14 protein-coding genes are annotated in these 14,786 nt (G+C 61.2%); 7 read left to right on the top strand and 7 right to left on the bottom strand.

Annotated features, from left to right (window positions below; translation table 11 throughout):
• Positions 1–8: 8 nt before the first annotated feature.
• The 4 genes from N2600_RS30460 to N2600_RS30445 form a co-directional block, all read right to left on the bottom strand.
• On the bottom strand, positions 9–1,145 hold the full coding sequence (locus N2600_RS30460; protein ID WP_260299670.1) for an ABC transporter permease: 1,137 nt from the start codon (positions 1,143–1,145) through the stop codon (positions 9–11).
• A gap of 1 nt (position 1,146) precedes the next feature.
• Positions 1,147–2,154, bottom strand: coding sequence for an ABC transporter permease (locus tag N2600_RS30455; RefSeq protein WP_170256541.1), 1,008 nt, complete (start codon positions 2,152–2,154; stop codon positions 1,147–1,149).
• A gap of 117 nt (positions 2,155–2,271) precedes the next feature.
• Positions 2,272–4,359 (bottom strand): ABC transporter substrate-binding protein, encoded by a 2,088-nt coding sequence (locus N2600_RS30450; RefSeq protein WP_170256512.1) that lies wholly within the window; start codon positions 4,357–4,359, stop codon positions 2,272–2,274.
• 122 nt (positions 4,360–4,481) lie between these two features.
• A complete protein-coding gene (locus tag N2600_RS30445) occupies positions 4,482–5,948 on the bottom strand; it encodes an alpha-glucosidase/alpha-galactosidase (RefSeq protein WP_260299669.1) in 1,467 nt (488 codons plus the stop codon).
• A gap of 60 nt (positions 5,949–6,008) precedes the next feature.
• Here N2600_RS30445 and N2600_RS30440 point away from each other — a divergent pair, with 60 nt between their 5' ends.
• On the top strand, positions 6,009–7,034 hold the full coding sequence (locus tag N2600_RS30440) for an AraC family transcriptional regulator (RefSeq protein ID WP_260299668.1): 1,026 nt from the start codon (positions 6,009–6,011) through the stop codon (positions 7,032–7,034).
• Positions 7,035–7,059: 25 nt separating this feature from the next.
• Here N2600_RS30440 and N2600_RS30435 read toward each other — a convergent pair whose 3' ends face one another.
• Positions 7,060–8,121: a class I SAM-dependent methyltransferase gene (locus N2600_RS30435; RefSeq protein ID WP_260299667.1), complete on the bottom strand. Its 1,062-nt coding sequence runs from the start codon at positions 8,119–8,121 to the stop codon at positions 7,060–7,062.
• Between the two features lie 249 nt (positions 8,122–8,370).
• Here N2600_RS30435 and N2600_RS30430 point away from each other — a divergent pair, with 249 nt between their 5' ends.
• The 6 genes from N2600_RS30430 (at position 8,371) to N2600_RS30405 (ending at position 13,774) form a co-directional block, all read left to right on the top strand.
• The gene (locus N2600_RS30430; RefSeq protein ID WP_260299666.1) at positions 8,371–8,691 is read left to right on the top strand and encodes a helix-turn-helix domain-containing protein; all 321 of its coding nucleotides are present in this window, start codon (positions 8,371–8,373) and stop codon (positions 8,689–8,691) included.
• A 3-nt stretch (positions 8,692–8,694) separates the two neighbouring features.
• Positions 8,695–8,955, top strand: coding sequence for a hypothetical protein (locus N2600_RS30425; protein WP_025397793.1), 261 nt, complete (start codon positions 8,695–8,697; stop codon positions 8,953–8,955).
• Positions 8,956–8,965: 10 nt separating this feature from the next.
• Complete coding sequence (locus N2600_RS30420) at positions 8,966–9,205, top strand: hypothetical protein (protein ID WP_003554151.1); 240 nt, start codon at positions 8,966–8,968, stop codon at positions 9,203–9,205.
• A gap of 135 nt (positions 9,206–9,340) precedes the next feature.
• Positions 9,341–9,472 carry a hypothetical protein gene (locus N2600_RS30415; RefSeq protein WP_441005729.1) on the top strand — a complete coding sequence of 44 codons (132 nt, stop codon included), beginning with the start codon at positions 9,341–9,343 and terminating at the stop codon, positions 9,470–9,472.
• A 101-nt stretch (positions 9,473–9,573) separates the two neighbouring features.
• Positions 9,574–12,135, top strand: a complete 2,562-nt coding sequence (locus N2600_RS30410; protein WP_260299665.1) for a GcvT family protein — start codon at positions 9,574–9,576, stop codon at positions 12,133–12,135.
• Positions 12,136–12,253: 118 nt separating this feature from the next.
• On the top strand, positions 12,254–13,774 hold the full coding sequence (locus N2600_RS30405) for a mechanosensitive ion channel family protein (RefSeq protein WP_260299664.1): 1,521 nt from the start codon (positions 12,254–12,256) through the stop codon (positions 13,772–13,774).
• Positions 13,775–13,800: 26 nt separating this feature from the next.
• Here N2600_RS30405 and N2600_RS30400 read toward each other — a convergent pair whose 3' ends face one another.
• Positions 13,801–14,025 (bottom strand): hypothetical protein, encoded by a 225-nt coding sequence (locus tag N2600_RS30400; protein WP_017968283.1) that lies wholly within the window; start codon positions 14,023–14,025, stop codon positions 13,801–13,803.
• Complete coding sequence (locus N2600_RS30395) at positions 14,022–14,774, bottom strand: COG4280 domain-containing protein (protein ID WP_260299663.1); 753 nt, start codon at positions 14,772–14,774, stop codon at positions 14,022–14,024. Before N2600_RS30395 ends, N2600_RS30400 begins: the two co-directional genes overlap by 4 nt.
• Positions 14,775–14,786: the final 12 nt, after the last annotated feature.

Below are 14,786 nucleotides of genomic sequence, written 5' to 3'. Positions count from 1 at the left end.
CAATCACCTCAATAAGGATCGACCGCGTCGCGCAATCCGTCGCCGAGCGCATTGAATGCGAAGACGGTGACGAGCACGAAGCCGACGGGGGAGAGAATCCAGGGATAGGAGCCGATGACCGAATAGGTCGCCGTATCCTGCAGCATCAGCCCCCAGGAGATCAGCGGCGGCTTGACCGCAAAGCCGAGGAAACCGAGGAAGGATTCCAAGAGCACGACGCTCGGTATATGCAGCGTCACCGCGACGATGACGTGGCTCATCACATTCGGGAAGATGTGCTGCATGATGATGCGCGTGTCGGTGGCGCCGACGGCCATGGCCGCCCTGACATAATCGATGCGGGCGAGCGCTAAGGTCTTGCCGCGCACCTCGCGCGACATCTGCGCCCAGCCGAGCGCCGACATGACGGCGATGACGAAGGCCAGGAAGACATTGGTCGGCGCCGTCACCGGGATCAGCGAGGTCAGCGCCAGATAGAGCGGCAGCTGCGGGAAGGCGAGTACCAGTTCGACGAAACGCTGCAACCAGATATCGAAGGTGCCGCCGAAATAGCCCGATACCATGCCGACGGTCGTGCCGATGATGGTGACGATGAAGACCACCGTCAGGGCAATGGTCAGCGAAATGCGCGAGCCGATGATGGCGCGCGACAGCACGTCGCGGCCGAACTTGTCGGTGCCGAGGAAATGCACCGGCTGGCCATCGGTCGAGCCGAAGAAGTGCCGGCTGGCGGGGATCAGGCCGAAGAGTTGGTATTCAGCGCCCTTGACGAAGAAGCCGAGCAGCCGCGGGTTATCGTAGTCGATGCCGACGATCGGCTGGAAGGTGACGGGATCGAGCTCTTCGGAATCGGAGAGCGCATAGACGCGCGGCTGGAAGACGAAATTGCCGTCCTTGTCGTGGAAGCTCATCACCTGCGGCGGCGCGAATCCGACATCTGTCGCCTTCGGGTCCATCGGCGCAAAGAAACCGGCAAAGATCGCCATGACGATCAACAGCACGACGAGCACCAGCCCTGCCATGCCGGTCCAGGAGCGCCTCAGCCGGCGCCAGACAAGGGCGATATAGCTTTCATGCCCACGCGATGGCTTGTTGATGGAAAGTTCTGTCGTCGGTGGAGGCGGCGCGGAGTCGAAAGCCAGCATCTCAGGCTCCTCCATATTGGCGGACACGGGGATCGAGCAGGGCGAGCAGCATGTCGGCGATGATGTTGCCGACGATCAGCGTCGCCGACAGCACCATCATGAAGGTGGCGGTGACATAGACGTCGCCGACCGCCATCGAGCCGACGATCGCCGGGCCGACGGTCGGCAAGGCGAAAATGATCGCGGTTTCGATCTCGCCGGTCAGCATGTAGGGCAGCACGACGCCCTGGTACATCACCAGCGGGTGCAGCGCGTTCGGCACCGCATGGCGCATCACCACGGCTGCGCCGGAAAGCCCCTTGGCCTTGGCCGTCTCGACATATTGGGCATTCAGCGTATCGAGCAGATTGCCGCGCATGACGCGCATATTGTAGGCGAGCCCGCCGAAGGTGGCGATCGCCACGACCGGCCAGACATGGTGAACCAGATCGGCGAACTTCGCCCAGGACCAGGGCGCGCCGCCATATTGCGGCGAGAAGAAGCTGCCGATTTCGGAGACGTTAAGCTGGAAGACCAGGAGATAAACGATGATCAGCGCCATCAGAAAGCGGGGCACGGTCATGCCGAGGAAGGAAATTCCCGAAAGCAGGCTGTCGATCCAGCTATATTGTCGCGTCGCCGCCCAGATGCCGAAGCCGATGCCGAGCACCGAGGCAAGGAGATGGCAGACGAGCGCCAGAAGCAATGTCCGCGGCAGGCGTTCGCCGACGACATCGGCGACCGGCTTGTTGTAAAACATGCTGTAGCCGAAATCACCGCGGGTCACTATCCCGCCGATCCAGTTGACGTATTGGACGACCATCGGCTTGTCGAGGCCGTGTTCGACCCGGTAGAGCTGCGCCTGCGCTTCGGCTTGGGCATAGGACGCGCCGCCCTGGTTGATCAGCTGGGATCTTATATAATCGGCGTAGTCGCCGGGTGGTGCCTGGATGATCGCGAAGGTCACCACGCTCAGGATGAAGAGAATGGGAATCGCAGAGGCTATGCGCACGAGCAGGAATCGTAACATCGAACGGTTCGCTTCTCCTTGCCGCCAGTCGCTCCTTGTCAGCGCGGCCGGCTTGTTGGTCATGTCAGGCCGCGCGCGGCACGCGCGGCCTGGAGCTCACTTCAGCTGGGAGGGAGCTTAGTTGATCGGGCCCTTTTCGCCGGGCTTGCCGGGCAGTTGTTCGGGGAACAGCTCGTATTTGCCCTGCTTGTCCGCAGCCACCCACAGGCGTTCGCGGATCACCGAATCTTCAGCCCAGTTGAACATCATGATCGGCGTGCCCTGGGGCACGTTGGAGAACCGCTTGTTGACGATCAGGGCGCCCGGATATTCCGTCAGGCCGACGGTGTTGACGTGCTCCGTCGAGATCTTCTGATACTGCTTCATCAGATCGACGCGCTCGTCGTTGTTCTGGCTCGTCCTGAACTTGTTGACGACATCGACAAGCTCCTTTTCGAAGGGCATCAGATCAAGCTGGTCATCCTTGCCGGCGCGATGGTGCCAACTGGTGCGCGGACCGACAGGGGCGAGCTGTTCGGTATTCTGCACCACCGACGACAGTTCCGTCGTGTTGCGCTGGATCAGCCAGTCGAAGCGGCCGGCATAATGGGCGTCGTCACGCTTGGCACCGTCGAGCGCATTGATGACGATCTTCAGTCCGAGCTTCTCCATCTGGCCGACGACACCTTCGGCAAGGCTCTTGTCGGTCGTGTACTGATTGTTGATCAGCATGACGATTTCGACATCCTTGCCGCCCGCCGTGCCGGCCGGGAAGTTCACGATGCCATTGCCATCCGTATCCTTGAGGCCGGCTTTGGCGAGTTCCGCCTTGGCGCCCTTAAGATCAAAGGGATAGTAGACGGTCGAGTTGCGGTCGTAGAAGCTGGTGCCGGAGGAGAGCCCGCCCGGATAGATCGCGGTGAACGGTCCCTTGACCAGCGAGTCGCCGATGGCCTTGCGGTCGAGCGCCATGGTGACCGCCTTGCGGAAGTCTTCGTTGCGGTTCAATTCGCGGATCGCCTCACCGCGCTCGTCCGGGTTGCCCCAGCCGTTGGCGGAGAAATTCATGCGCAAGTTATAGCCGATCAGGCGCGGGCCGAAGGCAAGCCGAGCGGGCGCCGTTTTTTCGGCGGCGCGCTTCAGCGACGCGACGAAGTTTTCCGGCTGCTCGAGGTTGGAGAAATCGGCGGAGCCGGCCACGGCCTGAACGTCACGGTCGGCCCAGGTCGAGAGCTTGTAGTGCAGCTCATTGAGATAAGGCAGCTGATCGCCCTTCTCGTCGACCTTCCAGTAATAGGGGTTGCGGCGCATGACGATGATGTCGTCCGGGCGATATTCGACCGGTACCCAGGCGCCCATGACCGGCATGTTCATGAACTCGGGCGGGAAGGCGTTCTTGAACTGGTCGTAGGTGTTCTTCGAATATTTCGGATGCTGCGCCTTCAGGATATGCGACGGACCCGGGCAGAAATTCGGGTAGGACATCGTGTAGAGATATTGCTTCGGGAAGGCCTCCTTAAAGGTCCATTCGACGGTGTAATCGTCAACCTTCTTCAGCGTCGTTCCGGCGCCGAAGGCTTCCGGCGAGGCGCCGCCGCCGAGCGGCGAGACGTTCGGGTCGATGACTTCATCGTCCCAGTAGAACATGATGTCGTCGGCGTTGAACGGCGCGCCGTCGGACCATTTGGCGCCTTCGATCAGGTGCATGGTCAGCTTGTGGCCGTCTTGCGACCAATCCCAGCTCTTGGCAAGGTTCGGCAGCGGCTCGGTGTCGGAGGCCTGCACCTGGAACAGCGGCGCGGTGCGCGTCAGGCATTCGGAAAGGCCGATATCGATGCCGCCCCAGCCCTGCGTCTGGCCGGCGCCGTAGTTCCAGCCTTCCGGCCGGCCGCCGATGACGTGGCGCATGGTATCGCCGTAGACCCCGATGCCGTCGGGCATATTGCCGGTCTTGAAGACCAGCGGCTCCTTCGGCAGGCGGTCCTTGACCGGCGGCAGCTTGCCGGTGGCGACGAAATTCTTCGTGACCCAGTCGGGTTCGTGATATTCGGGCAGCGCCTTGAACTCCAGGATGGAGTCGCGCGCGACATAATTGATCTTGCCTTCGGCCGGAAAGTCCGCCGGTTTCGGTGGAATGGTTGGCTCGGAGGCATATGCATTCAGCGCCGCGGCTGAGACACTGAGCGCCAGTCCGGCCAGAATGCCTGCGTTGCGAAAATTCATCATCGTTTCTCCCTCTTGTTCCGGAGCGCGATCCCGCAGCTCCTTTCTCCTCGAACACATGAAACCGGGCCGGACGCCGCGGATTTCCCTCCCGGAAACCCCCGGCAACCCATGCTTCACGAAAATCAGACGGCCTGTTTCAGCGCCGCCTTTTCCGCCCGCAGCTCCTCGATCGAGCGAACGTTGCGGCGTGCGGCCCCCGCCCAGTCGCGGGTCTGCAGCTTCGATTTCGACAGCCGCTCCTTGGCGGCCGGCACGGCGTCGGCATATTGCGGCAGCCAGGGCGCCTGGGCAACGACCATCTCGTCGACCATCTGCCAGACTTCCTCAGGCGTCGAGACGGCGCCGACCAGCGGATCGTGCAGCACGGCAAGCTTCAAGAGATCGATGTCGCCTGATATCGCCGCATGCACCGACATGCGCTGGACGTTGATCGAGGAAATGCAGGTGGCCGCACAAGCTTCCGGCAGGGTGACGCCGGAGACCATGTTGATGCCGAAGCGATCGACGAAGCCCGGCGATTCGACGATCGCATCTGACGGCAGATTGGTGATGACGCCATTGTTCTTGACGTTGAAATGGCCGCGATAGACCCGGTTCGTCTCCAGCGCCTCGAGAATGTGGCTCGCATGTTCGTTCGAGCGCTTGGCAGGATCGATCGGCTTTGCGGCGGATTCCAGGAATTGCGGATATTCCGTCTCGAACCAGTTGCGCGTTTCCGTCGAATGACGAAGGTAGCCGCCGGTCTCGCCGTGGATCCAGTCGGACATGTCGATCCAGCGGGTGATCTCGTCCGGCCGCTTGCGATACCACGGCAGGTATTCCGAGAGATGGCCGTTGCTTTCGGTGGAATAGACGCCGAAACGCTTCAGCACGTCAATGCGCAGTTTCTCCTGCTGCGAATAGACCGGATGCGCCTCGAAGGCGGCGATCAACTCGTCCTTGCCGGTCCTGCGGCCGTTGAGGCGAAGGTCGATGAACCAGGTCTGGTGGTTGATGCCGGAGCAGATATAGTCGAGCTCGCTCACCGACTTCGCACCGAGCACCTCGGCGATCTGTTCGGCGCCGTGCTGGACGCCATGGCAGAGACCGACGGTATCGACCTTGCCGTATTCGATCGCCGCCCAGGTGTTCATCGCCATCGGGTTGGCATAGTTCAGGAATTTCGCGCCGGGCTCCGCCACTTCGCGGATATCCTTGCAGAAGTCGAGGATGACGGGGATGTTGCGCTGGCCATAGAGGATGCCGCCGGCGCAGATCGTATCGCCGACGCACTGGTCGATGCCATATTTCAGCGGGATTCTGATATCATCCGCATAGGCCTCAAGCCCGCCGACCCGAACGCAGCTGATGATGTAGCGTGCGCCTTCCAACGCCTGGCGCCGGTTGGTCGTCGCCGTCACTTTCGTCGGCAGTCCGTTCGCCTCGACGACGCGATCGAGGATCGCCTTGATCATCTCGAGATTGTGTTCACTCAGATCGGTCAGCGCGAATTCGACGTCGCGAAACTCCGGAACGCACAATATGTCGGTGAACAGCTTCTTGGTGAACCCGACGCTGCCCGCACCGATGATAGCGATTTTGAAACTCATGATCTTCACCTCGACCCAATCGAATGCTAAGGAAAAGAAGGCCATGGAGGATCAGGCCGCATGCCGACGCATGTGGCTGAAAACGCCGAAAAATCTGTCTTTTTCCTCCCGGCCGCTCTGTCGGCCGTGGTCTCTTCCTCTTGTCGAGCGGGATTATGCCCGAAATCGACAGGGCGACCAGAGAAGGATTATGCTTTCGGGGGTAATTTTGTGCTGCAGGATTTGATCGCCAACGGACAGTCGATGAGGACGGTTTCGCTGCCTCGGGGCCGCCAGCGATTGCATGCCATGCCGACCAGCGCCGGCTATGAAGTGCGCGAGAACGAGAGCTATGACTGGGACGGCCGCCGGCGCGGCCAGACCCCCTTCACCGTGCTGCAGCACACGATCAGCGGCAGCGGCCAGCTGCGCTACCAGCACCGCAACTATCGCCTTCAGGGCGGTGACACGCTGCTCGTTCTGGTGCCGCACAATCATCGCTACTGGCTGGAAAAAGGCGACCGCTGGGAATATTTCTGGATTTCGATGAACGGCGAGGAAACGCTGCGCATCCATCAGATGGTGCTGTCGACCGCCGGCCCGGTGCTGAAGCTGCAGCCCTCGACCATCGATCATCTGGCCGATTGCAGCCTACGCCTGGTCAAGGGCGCGACATCGCCGGGTGCCGCCTCGGCGATCGCCTATGAAGCGGCGATGGCGCTCTACGACGACGTCTTCGGCTCGCCGGCCTTTGCCGCCGAGCTCAGCCTCATGCAGCCGGTGATCGACCATATCAATGCCAATCTCGAAAAGCCGCTGCCGGTCAGCGAGCTTGCCGGCATCGTCGGCCTCAGCCGCGCGCATTTCTCGCGCAGCTTTGCCGAGAGCGAGGGCATGCCGCCAGCCGAATTCGTGCTGCAGCAGCGCCTGCAGCGTGCCGTCAAGCTTCTGACCAAGGCGGATTTCCTGCCGGTCAAGGAAGTCGCCATCATGTGCGGCTTCGAAGACCCCAACTATTTCTCCAAGGTCTTCCGCCGCGTCTACGGCACCAACCCCACCGAATTCCGCACGACCGGCATGTATGCCAGCATCGGAAAACTGAGATAGCCGGCCACCTGCTAAACCAGTTGCGTCAGGCCCGCACCTCGAACACCATGTTGAACGGCGTTTCCGTTGCGCGACGGAAATGGGTGAACCCGGCGTCGAGCGCCACCTTTCGGAGTTTCATTTCTCCCGCCTGCGCGCCAAGCCCAAGCCCCACCTCCTGGGAGAGTGACGCCGGCGTGCAGATCATCGTCGATGCCCCGTAATAGACGCGTCCCACAGGATTGAGATTGTCCTTGAGATGGTCATGGGCAAAGGGCTCGACGATCAGCCATGTCCCGTTCGGCCCAAGCGTTTCCTTGACATGCCGGCCGGCGCCGACCGGATCGCCCATGTCGTGAAGGCAGTCGAACATGGCGACCATGTCATAGCCGCGCCCCGGAAATTCCGTCGCCGAACTCTGCTGGAAAGTCACACGGTCCGAAACACCCGCATCCCGGGCGGCGGCCTTTGCTCTTTCGATCGACGGGCCGTGATAGTCGAAGCCGGCAAAGCGGGAAGCGGGATAGGCCTGCGCCATCAGGATGGTCGAGGCACCGTGACCGCAGCCGACGTCGGCGGCGCTGGCGCCGGCCTTGAGTTTTTCTTCGACCCCGGCAAGAGCCGGTATCCATTCGTTGATGAGATGGCTGTTATAACCCGGACGAAAGAACCGCTCGGTTCCCCGAAAGAGGCAGGTGCTGTGCTCATGCCAGCCGAGACCCTTGCCGGTACGGAAGGCATCGGCGACCTTCGGCTCGTCCATCCACATCGATTGAACGACCTCGAAGGCTCCGACGAAAAAGGCGGGGCTGTTTTCCTCGGCAAATACCATCGCCTGTTCCGGCGTCAGGCTGAAACGATCGGTTTTTTCATCGTAAGAGACATAGTCCGCGGCCGCCTGGGCGCTCAGCCATTCCCTGAGGTAGCGCTCCTTCACCCCCGTCTTCGCCGAAAGATCCTGGACGCTCATCGGCGTTCCGTCGGCCATCGCCTTGAAGATTCCGACCTTGTCGCCAAGCACGACCAATACACCGGAAACGGCGGCGCCGACGTCGCGAACCAGACGACCGACAAGTGCATCGAGTTTTTGCATATCTGGCTCACGCATTATGACCTCCCGAGTGCGTGATAAAGGCAATCTAAATTAGACTCTAATAATATTCAGTCAATCAATCTTCCCTTTCGCCAGATGTGCTGGAGAATTAAAGGTCGAAAGGATGGAATAGGCAGGTCCATTCAAGGGCTCACAACGTCCTATGCCGTCATGCACCTGCTCTCGTCATAGCTTGTATAGAGATTGCGTTTTTAATATAATCTGCCCGAGGCAGAATCACACTTTTGATGCAAGGTTATTGTTTTGTGTCTATCCTCCGCTCAGTGCCGCGCTGCTCGCGCCCTTTTGGCGTGGTCCCAGGACGATCTCTCATCGGCCTCAAAAGTCGCCAAAGCGACGATTGCTAATTTCGAGGCCGGGAAGCGCTCTCCCTATGAACGGACCCTTCAGGATGTGAAGCACGCGCTGGAAGTCGCAGGCGTTGTCTTCATCCCTGAAAATGGTGGGGGCGCCGGCGTTCGCCTTGCAAAGCGCGCGAATGCCTCGATCGACACGAATGAGACCGAGACGGTTCAATATGAAGAATATCTCAAAAACGACGCACCGCCCGGTGCAGGTGGCTGAATGATGGCGAAAAAAGAAAAGCTCGAACACTCCGAACTGGCGGGAGAATTCACCGATGACGGGATCACCGTGCTCGTCGATATCTTCCGCACATCGGGCAGCAATGAAGACTGGACGATGGAAGTGGTAACGCAAGCGGAGGACCTGATCCGCTGGGACGAGCCATTTGCGACTGACCGGGATGCCTTCGACGAATTCCTGGCCGTCGTCGCGCGGGACGGCATTCGATCGTTTCTCGAAGACGAAGAGCCATCCGTGCATTGAGGGATATCCTGTGAAAAGCATCAATGATCTCGTCGCATCAGCGAAAACCGTCTGCGATCGATACCGGGCCGGGCGGATGGAGCGCGAGACCGTGCGGGAATGGGTCCTCGGACTCGGCGCCTATCCATCGCCCCATGGCGACCGTGTACGCGAAGCGGCGGAATGGTTCCGCTTGCACAATCGTGAGCCCGTTTCTGAAGACATCGTGTTGGTGGACATCGACCGGCTTGCGGCGATTTCAGCGCCGTGATCCCGGGGCGCGCGAGCGGAAAGGCCGGTTGCAAGGGCTCGCCATATCCGATCGCCGCGAGTCATTGCGAGTCCGTTCGATGCGGAATGGATCGCAGCAGTGCCGGCGCTGTTTGGCGGTTTCCTCGCCGCCTCGATGCGGGCTGGCGCAATTACGCCGGTACTAGGCGGCGTAGGACCAATGACGATCATGAGCCTTATGCATAATACCCTCATCGCAGCTGCCATACGGAGCGGTCTGGGGGTTCCGCGGCTTCGGCAAATGTGACACTCCTTACGAGGCTGGCATGGCTGCTGCATCTCGCGCGAAGCGTACGTCAAGCGCGGCTAGGGTATTTTAATTCGTGCGATAAATAGAAGGAACAGCACGTGGCAGCATTTCCGGAAAAGGCAAAGGTCGTCATCATCGGGCTCGGCGGTATCGTCGGCGCCTCCATCGCGCATCATCTCGTCGAGCGGGGATGGGACGATATCGTCGGCATCGATAAGTCGGGCATACCGACGGATATCGGCTCGACAGCCCATGCCTCGGACTTCTGTTACACCACCAGCCACGACTACCTGTCCGTCTGGACCACGCAATATTCGATCGATTTCTACGAGAAGATGGGCCATTACGCCCGCATCGGCGGCCTCGAAGTGGCGCGCACCGGCGACCATGCCTGGATGGAGGAAATCAAGCGCAAGCTTTCCTCGGCGCGGGCTTTCGGCACGCGCGCCCAGTATGTCAGCCCCTCCGAGATCAAGGAGAAGTTCCCGCTGATCGAGGAAGATCAGGTGATGGGCGGCCTTTTCGATCCGGATGCCGGCCTCGTCATTCCGCGCTCGCAGACCGTTGCCGGCAAGCTGGTCGATGCTGCCGAAAAGGCCGGCAAGCTCAAGGTATTCGGCAACACGCCGGCGAAGTCGCTGATCGTCGAAGGCGGCCGCATCAAGGGCGTCGTCACCCATCGCGGCACCATCATGGCCGACCACGTCATCGTCTGTGCCGGCCTTTGGGGGCGCCTGATCGCGGAGATGGTCGGCGAAGACCTGCCGGTCATGCCGGTCGACCATCCGCTCACATTCTTCGGTCCCTATAACGAATTTGAAGGCACCGGCAAGGAAATCGGCTTCCCGCTGCTGCGCGACCAGGGCAACTCGGCCTATATGCGCGATACCGGCGACCCGGCGACGACGGAGGGCGGTCAGATCGAGTGGGGCTACTACGAAGCCACCAATCCGCGCATGTGCCATCCGCGCGATCTTCTCGAAAAACACGAAGCGCGCCTTTCGCCCTCGCAGCGTGATCTCGAAATGGAACAGATCATCGAGCCGCTCGAACGCGCCATGGAACTGACGCCGATTCTCGGCGAACTCGGCTATAACGAAGGTCACTCCTTCAACGGCCTGCTGCAAGTTTCCGCCGGCGGCGGCGCATCCTGCGGCGAGAGCCAGAAGGTGCGCGGCCTCTGGTATTGCGTTGCCATCTGGGTCAAAGACGGCCCGGGCTACGGCAAGCTGATCGCCGACTGGATGACCGATGGCCGTACTGAAATCGATCACAACAGCATCGACTACGCCCGCTTCTATCCGCATCAGTTGACGGAAGAGTTCATCGAGGGCCGGTGCTTTGAAGCCGCCCAGAAGATCTATTTCCCGGCCGTTCACACCCGCGAACCCTATGCATCCGGCCGCAACGCCAAACGCTCGCCCTTCTACGAGCGCGAAAAGGAGCTTGGCGGCTACTTCATGGAACTTGGCGGCTGGGAGCGTGCGCATGGCTACGCCGCCAACGAGCACCTTCTGGAGAAATACGCCGACCGCGTCCCGGTTCGCGAGAATGAATGGGACAGCCGCCATTTCTGGCGCGTATCGAATGCCGAGCATCTGGCGATGAGCGAGGATTGCGGCATCGTCAATCTCAGCCACTTCCACATGGTCGATATCGAGGGCCCTGACCACGTCGAACTGATGGAATGGCTTTGCGCCGCCAAGATCGGCGGCGACGCAAACATCGGCAAGGGCATTTACACCCACTTCCTCGACGACGAAGGCATGGTCCGCGCTGACTTCACTGTCTTTCGCATGGCCGACCGCTGCCGTCTCGTCAACGGTGCCGATGCCGGCCCGCGCGACTTGCACTACATGAAGCGCGTCGCCGAAGACCGCGGCCTTGACGTGATCATCACCGACGTCTCGGAAAAATTCGTGACGATCGGCATCTGGGGTCAGAACGCCCGCGACACGCTGAAGAAGGCTGTGGCCGATCCGGCCGGGCTCGATCAGGAAAACTTCGCCTTTGCGGCGATCAAACCGATCGAAATCGCAGGTAGACCCGTCACCGCCTTCCGCATCTCTTATGTCGGCGAGCAGGGTTGGGAACTGCACATGAAGTACGAAGACGGCCTCGCCGTCTGGGATGCGCTGCGCGCGACCGGCGTGATGGCTTTCGGCGTCGAGACCTATGCGAACTCGCGCCGCATGGAAAAGAGCCTGCGCCTGCAGAACGCCGATCTCCTGACCCAGTACAACCTGATCGAAGCCGATCTCGCCCGTCCGAAGGTCAAGGAAGCCGATTTCCGCGGCAAGGCAAAACATCTGGAATACAAGGCGCGTGAGCACCAGCCGGCCATGCTCTGCACGCTTGTGATGACCGAGAATACCGACAAGTCGGGCGTGAAGCGTTATCCCGTCGGAAACCTGCCGGTTGTCGATCCCGCCACGGGAGAGGTTCTGGTCGACGAGCTCGGCCGCCGGTCCTACACGACCTCGATCGCCTATGGCCCGACGGTCGGCAAGAACATTGCCTTGGCCTATCTGCCCTGGTCGCATTGCCAGGTCGGACGCAACTTGAATGTCGAGTATTTTGCCGAGAGCTATCCGGTGGAGGTCGTCGGCGTCGGCTACAAGCCGATCTATGACCCAGAAAATCTGAAGCCGCGCAGCTAACGCGTCGGCGCGAAGATCGGACTCGATTTTCGGGAAAGCCGATGCGAGGATTGAATGTGTTACAGCGCCGCCCGTCTGAAGAGACGCGCGGCGCTGTAAGCGCTCAAGTGGGTAGACGATGCTCGATAATCTCACATGGTCCGGAGTGCTTGCCGATCCTGTCGTCCAGGCCGGGACGCTGGCCGTGGTCGGCGCGGTGATCACCCGAATAGCCCTTCGGCCCTTCCCAAGCTGGAAGCTCGCCGGCCAGGTGTTCTTCTTCGCGGCGCTGACAGTCCTGCTGCTCTATCACGACATCGTACCCTACGAAGTCGGGCCGGCGCCGGCTTCGACCTTCGAACGCGTCTTCATCGCCCTTGCCAAGGTGGTCTGGTGGATCAATGCCGCCTGGGCGTTGATCGCCTTCGTCCGCGTCTTCCTGATCTTCGAGCGTCAACCACGCGAAGGACGCCTCGTTCAGGATCTGGTCATCGGCCTGATCTACCTCGGCGCGATCCTCTCGGTGGTCGCCTATGTCTTCAGCTTTCCCGTCGGCACGCTGATCGCCACATCAGGCGTCCTTGCCGTCATCCTCGGCCTGGCGATGCAAAGCACCCTGAGCGACGTCTTTTCCGGCATCGCGCTCAATCTCGGCCGGCCCTATATGATCGGCGACTGGATCGTCCTGAATGACGGCATTGAAGGCCGTGTCGTCGAAACCAACTGGCGCTCCACCCATCTGCTGAACGGCTCCAACGACCTCGTCATCTTGCCCAACAGTTTTCTGGCCAAGGTCGGGCTGACCAATCTCAGCAGTCCCGACCGAAGTCACGGCGCGACGCTGACGGTCCGCGTCGTGCCGACGATCGGGCCGTCGGCGATCATCGACGTCATGCGCGCCGTGCTATTGAGCAGCGACTCGATCCTGGCCGAGCCGAAACCCGGCGTTCAGATAAAATCGCTGACATCGGATGCAGTGGAGCTGGAGCTCTCCTTCCGCGTCAGGGATATCGGCCAGACGGGACCGGCGAAGAACGAGATATTCGATCTCATTTACCGCCATATCAAGGCCGCGGGCCTCATCTTGGCACGACCGCTCGACGCCGCAGGCCCTCCGCCCGACCAGTTGCAGTCGGAAGAGGTGATGAGGCCGCACCGGCCGACGCCGCTCAAGCTTCTCGACGCCATTCCGTTGTTTTCCTCACTGACCGAGGACGAGAAGGAAACGCTCGCGGCCTCGATGACGCGGCGGACCTTCAAGAAGGATGCCATCCTCATCGAACAGGGCGATACGGTTGCATCGCTGATGATCGTGCGCAGCGGTGCGCTCATCGCGACACGGCAGGAAGGCCACAAGGAAATCGAACTCGGCCGGCTGGCGCCGGGCGATTATTTCGGCGAAAGCGGACTGCTGATCGGCGTCGGCGAGGCCGCCAGCCTGCGGGCGCTGACTTTCGTCGTTGTCTACGAGATTGCCCAGGCAAGCCTGACGCCGCTGCTGCACGACCGACCCGCCATCGCCGAAGAGCTTGCCGCCACCCTCGCACACCGGATCGAGACCGGTCAGCATTCCTTCGCGGCCGAGGGCGCGACGTTGCATGGCCGCTCGGTGAGTTCGCTGGTGACGCGTATCCGCCACCTGTTCAAAGTGCCGCAATAGCTGTCCCAGACGCGCGGCGCTGTAGACTATTTCCGCTGAAACTTCTTCCGTGCCGCGCGCGCCAGGCTCTCGGCAAGGATCAGCAGGCAGGCGAGCAGAAAAAGAACGGCAACAAGCAGCGCATCGACGTGGACGAATTTCACCAGAACGGCGACGGCGGCGATTAACAGCAGCGCCAACAGCGCCAGGGCGCCGTCGTCGATGAACATGCCGAAGAGTTCCTTGAGCGCGATGGTAAGAATATTCATCACGCGGTGACCTCGGCGCGGGTATTGAAATACTGGCGCAGCATCCGGACTGCAGCGAAGGAAAAGACGGCGAGGACGGCAAGAATCGCCAGGAGCGATAGGTCGGCGCCCGGCCAGTCGGCGCCCACCCCCTCGCCAACCCAGAATATGCCGAAGGCGCTGAGCAGCAGGCCGACGACGAATTTCAGGCTGTTTTCCGGAACCGCAGAGAGCGGTTTGTGCACGAAGATGCCGATGACGAGTACCAGCAGGCAGGCTGCGGCCGCACCGAGGCTGGCATAGCCGATCATGCCGTGCCCGGCGCCGGTGGCGATGACGATGAACACCACTTCGATCCCCTCCAGCAGCACGGCCTTGAAAGCCGCGGCCCCCGCCAGGAAATTGGCCCGGCGCTCGGCGGATTGGCGCCGCAGGCTATCGGTCTCGGCCGCGAAGGCCTTCTCCTCGTCGTGCAGCGCGATGAAGCCTGAAGCCCGCAGGATCGCCTTGCGTAACCAGCGCAGGCCGAAAAGAACGAGCAGCGTCCCGATCACGAACTGCATCAGCTCGATCGGAATAAGGCCGAGCAGCGGACCGAGCGCCAGCACGAGAAGGGCGAGAAGGGCAAGCGCAAGACCGGTGCCGATGAAGGCCGGACGCCAGCTCTGCGTGACGCCGACGGCGAGGATGATGGTGAAGGCTTCAACGACCTCGACGAAGGAGCCGAGAAACGCGGCCGTGACCGTCGAGGTGATCGTTGTCAAAGTCGTCATGGTGCTTGTCCG

It is taken from the genome of Rhizobium sp. WSM1274, from assembly GCF_025200775.1.
GTDB lineage: Bacteria > Pseudomonadota > Alphaproteobacteria > Rhizobiales > Rhizobiaceae > Rhizobium > Rhizobium leguminosarum_I.
The sequence above is the reverse complement of the archived record's forward strand: the minus strand, read 5'-3'. Positions and strand labels throughout refer to the sequence as shown.

Excerpts from the sequence above, each read along its gene's own strand:
- N2600_RS30460 (WP_260299670.1), bottom strand. The coding sequence starts at position 1,145 with ATGCTGGCTTTCGACTCCGCGCCGCCTCCACCGACGACAGAACTTTCC.
- N2600_RS30455 (WP_170256541.1), bottom strand. The coding sequence starts at position 2,154 with ATGTTACGATTCCTGCTCGTGCGCATAGCCTCTGCGATTCCCATTCTC.
- N2600_RS30450 (WP_170256512.1), bottom strand. The coding sequence starts at position 4,359 with ATGATGAATTTTCGCAACGCAGGCATTCTGGCCGGACTGGCGCTCAGT.
- N2600_RS30445 (WP_260299669.1), bottom strand. The coding sequence starts at position 5,948 with ATGAGTTTCAAAATCGCTATCATCGGTGCGGGCAGCGTCGGGTTCACC.
- N2600_RS30440 (WP_260299668.1), top strand. The coding sequence starts at position 6,009 with ATGCCGACGCATGTGGCTGAAAACGCCGAAAAATCTGTCTTTTTCCTC.
- N2600_RS30435 (WP_260299667.1), bottom strand. The coding sequence starts at position 8,121 with ATGCGTGAGCCAGATATGCAAAAACTCGATGCACTTGTCGGTCGTCTG.
- N2600_RS30425 (WP_025397793.1), top strand. The coding sequence starts at position 8,695 with ATGGCGAAAAAAGAAAAGCTCGAACACTCCGAACTGGCGGGAGAATTC.
- N2600_RS30415 (WP_441005729.1), top strand. The coding sequence starts at position 9,341 with ATGCGGGCTGGCGCAATTACGCCGGTACTAGGCGGCGTAGGACCAATG.
- N2600_RS30405 (WP_260299664.1), top strand. The coding sequence starts at position 12,254 with ATGCTCGATAATCTCACATGGTCCGGAGTGCTTGCCGATCCTGTCGTC.
- N2600_RS30395 (WP_260299663.1), bottom strand. The coding sequence starts at position 14,774 with ATGACGACTTTGACAACGATCACCTCGACGGTCACGGCCGCGTTTCTC.